The sequence below is a fragment of the Micromonospora sp. KC207 genome, assembly GCF_004348615.1.
Classification (GTDB): Bacteria; Actinomycetota; Actinomycetes; order Mycobacteriales; family Micromonosporaceae; genus Micromonospora.
In genome coordinates this window covers 1-5,090 of the sequence record NZ_SMKJ01000382.1, presented here as the reverse complement: position 1 = coordinate 5,090, position 5,090 = coordinate 1, and the positions used below count along the sequence as shown (strand labels likewise).

General features: G+C 74.5%; 3 protein-coding genes. 1 reads left to right on the top strand and 2 read right to left on the bottom strand.

Annotated elements, in window-relative coordinates:
• Window positions 1-1,115 (bottom strand): ROK family protein (locus E1258_RS29640; protein WP_132406921.1); only part of this gene is annotated, 1,115 nt, incomplete at its 3' end.
• Window positions 1,116-1,559: 444 nt separating this feature from the next.
• Between E1258_RS29640 and E1258_RS29635 the strand changes: the two genes are divergently transcribed.
• Complete coding sequence (locus E1258_RS29635) at window positions 1,560-4,265, top strand: PIG-L family deacetylase (RefSeq protein ID WP_132406919.1); 2,706 nt, start codon at window positions 1,560-1,562, stop codon at window positions 4,263-4,265.
• Between the two features lie 65 nt (window positions 4,266-4,330).
• On the opposite strand, the gene E1258_RS33675 is transcribed toward E1258_RS29635, so the two are convergent.
• The coding region (locus tag E1258_RS33675) for a hypothetical protein (RefSeq protein ID WP_207919807.1) at window positions 4,331-5,090 on the bottom strand (760 nt) is incomplete at its 5' end.

The following is a 5,090-nucleotide window of genomic DNA, read 5'->3' as shown; positions in this document are numbered from 1 at the left end:
GCGTAACTGACCGCGCCGTGCAACACGGCCCGGTCGCCGAGCACGGCCCGGTGTACCTCGGTGGCGCTCGGCGCGGCGGCGGCGACCAGGGCCTGGAGCCGCTCGACGGCCGGGTCGTCGAGCTGGGCGGCGGCGCCGCTGAGCAGTACCCGGCCGGGATCGATCACGCAGACGCAGGAGACGATCAACCGGGACCACGCGGTCAGCACCTCGTCCAGGTACCCGGCGGCCCGCTCGTCGGCGCGGGCCAGCTCGACCAGGGCGGCCACCGGCGCGTCCGGTCGCCGGCCGGGGGCCAGGGCCACCATCCGCTCGGCGACGGCGTTCTCCGACCAGCGGGCCTCGAACGGGCCGACCCCGTCGTGCCCCCGATCGACCGGGTCCAGCGGCAGGAAGCCGACCTCGCCCGCCGCCCCGCCCGCGCCCCGGCGGACCTGGCCGTCGAGCACCAGTCCCGCGCCGATGCCGTCAGCGACGTGCAGCAGCAGCAGGTCTGCGACGTCGCTGCCGGCGCCGGCCGCGTGCTCGCCGGCCGCCATCAGGTTGACGTCGTTGTCCACCACCACCGGCACCCCGAGGTGCCGCTGTACCGCCTCCCCTATCGGCCGGCCCTCCACGAGGCCGACCGAGGGGGCGAGCCGGACGGCGCCGCCGGAGGAGACGCCGGGCGCGGCGATGGCGACACCCCGCAGCGCCGGCAGGCTGTCGCCGGCCAGCTCGGGCACGGAGCGGCAGATGGTGTCGATGATGTCGCCGGTGAGGCGGACGGTCCGGTGGGCGACCACCGTGCCGTCGCTGTCGGCGATCTCGCAGGTGAGCCGGGACGGCTCCAGCGAGACGGCGGCGACCAGCTCGGCGCGCGGGTTGAACTCCAGCATCGCCCGGGGGCGGCCGGCGCGGGATGTCCCGGGTCCCCGCTCGATGAGGTAGCCCTCGGCGATCAGTTCGCGCACGAGTGGGGTGAGCGTGGCGGGGCTCAGGCCGGTGAGCTCGGTCAGCTCGGCGCGGGAGAGCACCCGCACCTGGCGGGCGGTGGAGATCACGGACAACCGCTTGATCTCCTTCGACCGCTCCCGGCTCACCGGGCTCGTTGGTGGTGTCACCACGTCAGTCACATTTCCTTCCTACGGCGAACGAACTATTGAGTCAAGTAACGAAAGCGTCTCGGACTCCCAGGGGTGCCTTCAGGAGCAGCGAAAACGCCCCCTTCGATACCGGTGCCGGGTTCGATCCGCGCGACCGCACCGGCACCACAGGAAAGCAGGCCGGGCTGAATTTGTTTCTTTTGCAAAGGAAGAAAAACCTTGCAAAGCATTGACGGGCCGCCGCGCCGGTCCCTAGCGTCACCGGGCGAAGGCCTTCCAGTGTGTACGGACGTCCACGTCGCCGCTGTACCCGCGGCGTCTCTTTGCTGCCCTGCCCGGGTGGCCCGGCGCCCGTCGTCGGTGCCCACCGTTTCCACCCCACCGTCTCGCGTCCGCTCAACGACCCCGCGTCGACGCCGTGCGTCCGACGACGGTGGCCGCTGCCCGGACCGTGGTAGTTCCGGAAGGATCCGCATGCGAATCAAGGCGTTCCTGCTACCCACGGCGCTCGCCCTGGCCCTGTCCGGGGTGCCCGCCGCCGCCCTGGCCTCCCCCGCCGGCCACCCCGTCGGCCAGCCGGCCGACGCCGTCGACCTCGACGTCCTCTTCGTCAGCGCCCACCCCGACGACGAGGCCGGCAGCCTCGCCACCATGGGGCAGTGGAAGGAGCGGCACGGCGCCAAGGCCGGCGTCGTCACCATCACCCGGGGCGAGGGCGGCGGCAACGCCGTCGGCCTCGAAGAGGGCCCCCCGCTCGGCATCATCCGCGAGCGGGAGGAGCGCACCGCGATCGGCCGGGCCGGGGTGGAGAACCTTTACAACCTCGACCGGGTCGACTTCTGGTACACCGCGTCCGCGCCGCTGTCCGAGCAGATCTGGGGAAACGACGACACCCTCGCCCAGATCGTCCGGGTGATCCGGCAGACCCGGCCCGAGATCGTCATGACCATGAACCCGTCGCCGACCCCGGGCAACCACGGCAACCACCAGCAGGCCGCCCGGTTCGCCGCCGAGGCGTTCCACGCCGCCGCCGACCCGGCGGCGTTCCCCGAGCAGCTCCGCAGGGAGGGGCTCAAGCCGTTCCGGGCCGCGAAGTTCCTGCGTACGGGAGGCACCGGCACCTCGGCCACCGGGCCGGACTGCGCGTCCAGCTTCGTCCCGACCGTCCCGACCGACCAGGTCTTCGGCGTCTGGGAGGGCACCCCGAGCGCCACTGGGAAGACCTGGGCCGAGATCGAGGTCGACGCCCGCCGGGAGTACGTCACCCAGGGCTGGGCCGGCACCGCCGCCGCCCCCACCGACCCGGCGAAGACGCGCTGCGACTTCTACACCCTGGTCGACAGCCGCGTCCCGTACGACCCGGCGGACGCCTCCCCCGAGGCGATCCTGCGCGGCTCCGTGCTGCCGAACGCGGCCGGCGGGCTGCCCCGGGGCACCGAGCTGTACCTCACCACCGACCGGTTCGACCTCGCCCCCGGCGAGACCGTCAAGGTCACCGCGCACGTGCGAGCGCCCCGGGACCGGGCACTGGCCGCGCCGCGGATCGACCTGCGGCTGCCGCAGGGCTGGACTGCCACCGGCTCCGGCGCGCTACGGGGCGCCGTAGCGGCCGGCGAGGAACGGACCACGGCGTTCACCGTCACCGTCCCGGCCGACGCCGACACCAACCAGCAGCAGCTCGTCGGCGCGACCCTGACCACCCGTCAGGGCGTCGGGCGCACCGACCGGGCCGTCCGGGTCGTCGCCGACGTGCGCGGCACCCTGGAACCGCTGCCCGAGGTGGGGCTGTTCCGCGAGTGGGCGGGCGACAGCGGCTACCCGCAGCTCGACACCCTGATCAAGCCGGTGCTCACCGTCGGCTCCGGCCAGAGCCGGTCGGTCCGGATCGACCTGCGCAACCACGGCGAGGCCGCCCAGAGCGGCACCGTGACCCTCGGCCTACCCGCCGGTTTCTCCGCCGACGCGGCGACCAGGAGCTACGCCGACCTGGCCCCCGGCGCGACCGGGGCGGTCACCTTCACCGTCACCAACACCGACGCCACCCTCCCCACCGCCAACGCGGGCGGCACGGACGGCGACTACGGCATCACCATCACCACCACCAGCGCCGCCGGCAGCACCGTGGAGACCGGCGCCCTGGAGATCGTGCCGACCACCGAGGTTCCGCGGGCCGGCCACGACCACGCCGTCGACGGGGTGGCCTTCCCCGGCGAGTATCCCGGCGCGGAGCTGGACTTCTCCCGGATCTGGGAGGGCCAGGCCACCACGCCCCAGGACGCCTCGGCGAAGGGCCACATCGCCTGGACCGCCGACGCGCTGAAGGTGTTCGTACGGGTCACCGACGACGTGCTCGGCCGCAAGGTCGTGCCGCAGGACTGCAAGCGGCAGCGGCGCACCGACAGCGTCGAGATCATCGTCGACCCGAAGGGGAACTCGTCGGACACCTCCACGGTGTTCAAGGCCGGCATCTTCCCCGTCACCGACGACCCGGCCAACGGCGACCCGCCGTGCTGGCAGCGCGACGCCGACAACCGGCAGGGTCCGGGCGCGACGACCGCGCCGGGGATGACCGTAGTCAGCAAGGTGACCAGCCCGTACGCCGGCTACACCATCGAGGCGAGCATCCCGTTCGCGGTGCTGCCCGACGCGGTGGACCCGGCCCGGACGGGCTTCAACGTCCTCGTCTACGACTCCGACACCCAGGACCTCAGCTCCCAGTCCCGGCTGGGCTGGTCCACGTTCACCGGCGTGCGGGCCGACCCGTACCGGTACGGCCTGGCGACCCTGCCCGGCTACACCCCGGCGGCCCGGCAGCCCAGTGCCCCGGTGTTCCCGGACACCGCCGCGCGCAGCGTGCACAGCCCGCAGACCATCGCCCAGTCGGCGGTCGACGGGGTGGCCCCGGCCGCCGTGTCGCGGCTGCCGGAAGAGGCGCTGCGGCTGACCGACCAGCGCCGGGTGGCCGGCGGGGTGCGGGTCACCCTGCGCGCCGACCGGGCCGGCACGGCGTACCTGTACGCCTGGGACGGCGACGCCGCCCTCGGCGACCGGACGGTCGAGCTGAGGGCCAACCGGTCGGTGACCGTCGTCGTCCCGGTCGCCTCGGGTCGGCCGACCGCCCTGCTGGCCGCGTACGAGTCGAGCGGCTCGGCCCTGGCCCGCAGCCTTCCCCTGCGCTGACGCGCGTGTTGGGAAGGGCCCCTTGTACAACGGAATGCGTTGACGAGGGGCCCTTCCTTGCACCCTCAGCGCAGGCGGTAGACGGCCATCCGGGCGTCCGCGTGGCGCAGGTCGGCGAGGGTGGCCAGGGTCGGGGACTCCGGGGCGACCCGCCGGTCCACCACCAGCCAGCGCACGCCGTAGGTGTCGCGCAGGTCGGCCAGGCCCTCGGCCGTGGGGGCGGTGAACGCGGCATCGTTGGCCCGCAGCCGTCCGTCGTCCCAGAACGGGGCGTACGGACCGCCGGGCAGGCCGACCATCCGGGGCGCGAACGCCCACCCCTCCACCAGCACGGCGCGCTCGGTGTACGCGCTGAGCCAGAACGACCGGGCGTCGCACCAGCCGCTCACCACCGCCCGGCAGTGCACGTTGGTGGCCACCACGTCGCCGGGATCGCTGTGGTCGTGCACGTACCGGGCCGCTGCCACCCGGGAAGCCGGCATCCGCTCCACCGGGTACGCGCCGCCGTTGGGAAACCGGTGCGCGGCGGCGGCGTCCAGCACCAGCCCCGGCCCACCGGCGACCAGGGCGGCGGTGAGCAGCACCACGCCGCCCCGCCCGGCCAGGCCCGGCCAGCGCCCGACCAGCGCCGGCCAGCACAGCCCGGCCAGCAGCGCCACCGCCGCCAGCGCCGCCGCCCACGCCAGCAGCGGCAGCACCGGCGCGTACGACGGGGTCGACGGGGACGCGGCCGGGTGGCGCAACTGGACGGCGGTGAGCAGCACGGCGAACCCGGCCGCCCCCGCGCCGAGCAGCGCCCGCCCCCGGGTGCCCAGCGCGGCGGAG